Here is a 2865-nt window from a genome sequence, read left to right on the forward strand (position 1 = left end):
TGCGTTGATCCGGTCGGCACCGGCTACAGCCGTGAGGCGCCGGGGCATGAGGGCAAGGAATTCTGGAGCGTCGATGCCGACGCCAGCTCGGTCGGCGCCTTTATCCGGCTCTATCTGGCGCAGAACGGCCGGACCGGATCGCCGCTGTTCCTCGCCGGCGAAAGCTATGGCGGCTTTCGCGCCGCACTTCTTGCCCGCACGCTGCAGGAGGATGTGGGCCTCAGCCCCAGCGGCATCGTGCTGATCTCGCCGGCGCTGGAGTTCATGCTGGTGCGGCCCGACCAGTTCGACCAGTTGCATTGGGCGCTGGAGCTGCCTTCGCTGGCGGCGACCCGCCTGAAGGGTGACGGCGTGAGCGGCGATGCGCTGCGCGACAGGCTGGCCGAGGTCGAGCATTATGCGCTCGGCGATTACCTGACGGCGCTGAACAGCGGGCTGGAGCAGGGCGGCAAGCTCGCCAGTGGGCGCGTTTCGGAACTCACCGGCCTGCCGCTCGAGCTCGTGCAGCGCAATTTCGCCCGTATCCCCACCGGGCTTTTCGCCAAGGAATTCCAGCGTGCTACGGGCAAGGTGCTCAGCCCCTATGACGCCACCATCGGCACGGCCGACATCGCGCCGCAAAGCCCGCGCGACGCCGGCCCCGACCCGGTGCTCGACCGCAGCGTTCCGGTCCTGACATCCGCCTTCGTCGCCTATGTCCGCGACGAGCTGAACTACCGCACCGATATCAGCTACCGGCTGCTCAATGGCGAGGTCACCCGCAACTGGGACTACGGCACTTCGGGCCAGGGCTATGCCGGCGTGATGAACGATTTGCAGCGGGCGCGTTCGCTCAACCCGGCCCTCGGCGTCGTCATCGTCAACGGCTATACCGACCTGGTCACGCCCTATCTCGCCTCACGTTACCTGGTGAACCAGCTTCCTTCGCTGTCAGACGCCAAGCCGATCCGACTCGACGTCGTCGAGGGCGGGCACATGATGTATCTGCGGCCGGACGGTCGGCGCGCCCTGAAGGACGCGGCATCGGAGCTCTATCAGGCGACGCAGTAATCCCGACCGGCCTCCGGCAATTACCTGCGCCAACGCTAGCACCGCGCTGGAGCAGCGGCATGCGTGCTTTCGCCCGTATAGATGGAGCAACGGTCCCGACTGGGGCGGAACCGCCCCACGCAAACACATTTAAACCGCATGGCCGAAGTCATCGTCCTCGAAAGCCGCGAAAGGGTGCTGGCCGGCATCCTGTTCACGGCTGCCGCCTATTTCCTGTTTTCGGCGCAGGACGCCTCGATCAAGCTGTTGGTCGCTGGCATGACGGTCTGGCAGATCATGTTCGTGCGTTCCATCACCGTGCTCCTCGCCTGCGGCGCGATCGGCGGCAAGCGGCTGTTTGCCGACACGATCGATTCACCGATCGTCAGGCCGATGCTGGTGCGCAGCGCCTTCACGCTGGCCGCCTGGCTTTGCTACTACAACGCCGCGCGCTCGCTGCAGCTTGCCGAGCTCACCACCATCTATTACGCAGCACCCATCATCGTCACCGTGCTGTCGGTGCTGATCCTGGGCGAGACGGTGCCGCTCCTGCGCTGGATCGCGGTCTTCGTCGGTTTCGTCGGCGTCTTCATCGCCTGCGATCCGACGCGGCTCGGCCTCTCCGTGCCGGTGCTGCTGGTGCTGGCGGCGGCAGTCCTTTGGGGGATCGCCGTTGTGCTCTTACGCAAGACGGCGCTGCAGGAGCGCACGACGATCCAGCTCGTGCTCAACAATTTCTATTTCCTGCTCTTTTCGGCCGTGCCGGCGCTGCTGTGGTGGCGCATGCCTGACGGAACGCAGCTGCTTTTGCTCCTCAGCGTCGGCGCGCTCGGCGGGGTGGCGCAATATGCGCTGTTCGAAGGCATGAAGCGCGCCGCGGTGTCGATCGTGGCGCCGTTCGAATACACCTCGCTGGTCTGGGCCTTCGCGCTGGGCTACGCCATCTGGGGCGACGTGCCGCGCACGGCGGTGTTCATGGGCGCGGCGCTGATCATCGGCGCCGGCCTGCTCATCGTCGGCAACGAGCATTTCCGCAAGCGGGAGCAGGCCTGATGACAGCGGCTGTCAGGAGCAACCGGGTTGGCTGGCGCCATGACGGACACGCTTGAGATGCCTGAAAAGCTCACGCATGCCGCCGCCGACGCAGCGGCCGAGCGCACGCTTGGCATCATCCTGATCTCGGCATCGGCCATCGCCTTCGCGCTTACCGGCGTGCTGACCAAATCGATCCACGCCGATCCGCTGACCATCACCTGCTGGCGCGGTTTTTTCGGCTCGATCCTGATCAGCCTCTATGTGTTCTGGCGCCGGCGCCGCTCAAGCGGGCGCGAGAGCCTGAGACTGGGCTGGCGGGGCTGGCTCTTGGCGGTCGAGGGTGCCGCCGTCAGCATCGCTTTCATCTCGGCGTTCAAATACACCTATGTCGCCAATGTCGCGGTCATCTACGCGACCTCGCCCTTCATCGCCGCGCTCCTTGCCTTCCTTCTGGTACGGGAAAAATGCCGGCTGCAGACAATGGTCGCGGCCGCCGTATCCTTTTGCGGCGTCGCCATCATGGTGGGCGGCGGCCTCGGCAGCGGCCATCTGTTCGGCGACGGGCTGGCGCTTTTGATGACCGCCGGCAGCGCGCTCTACATGATCATGGTGCGCGCCTTCCGTGACTCGCCTGTCGTGTGGGCGGGCGCGGTCTCGGCCTTCCTGCTCTTCGTGCTCGGCTGGTTCGTCACCGATCCGCTGGCCGTCTCTACGCGCGACGTGGTGCTGCTTGCCACCTTCGGATGCTCCTTCGCGCTGGCCTCGATTCTGTGGACGGAAGGCTCGCGGCTTATCCCTGCC

The 2865-nt window shown here is 65.8% G+C and carries 3 protein-coding genes; all 3 read left to right on the top strand.

Going from position 1 to position 2865, the window contains the following annotated elements:
- On the top strand, positions 1-1050 hold a 1050-nt coding region (locus EOA24_RS32910), incomplete at its 5' end, for a peptidase S10 (RefSeq protein WP_127410521.1).
- A 138-nt stretch (positions 1051-1188) separates the two neighbouring features.
- Positions 1189-2082: a DMT family transporter gene (locus EOA24_RS32915; protein ID WP_126078265.1), complete on the top strand. Its 894-nt coding sequence runs from the start codon at positions 1189-1191 to the stop codon at positions 2080-2082.
- A 39-nt stretch (positions 2083-2121) separates the two neighbouring features.
- On the top strand, positions 2122-2865 hold a 744-nt coding region (locus tag EOA24_RS32920; RefSeq protein ID WP_245501907.1), incomplete at its 3' end, for a DMT family transporter.

It is taken from the genome of Mesorhizobium sp. M2A.F.Ca.ET.039.01.1.1 (genome assembly GCF_003998035.1).
Classification (GTDB): Bacteria; Pseudomonadota; Alphaproteobacteria; order Rhizobiales; family Rhizobiaceae; genus Mesorhizobium.

Excerpts from the sequence above, each read along its gene's own strand:
- EOA24_RS32915 (WP_126078265.1), top strand. The coding sequence starts at position 1,189 with ATGGCCGAAGTCATCGTCCTCGAAAGCCGCGAAAGGGTGCTGGCCGGC.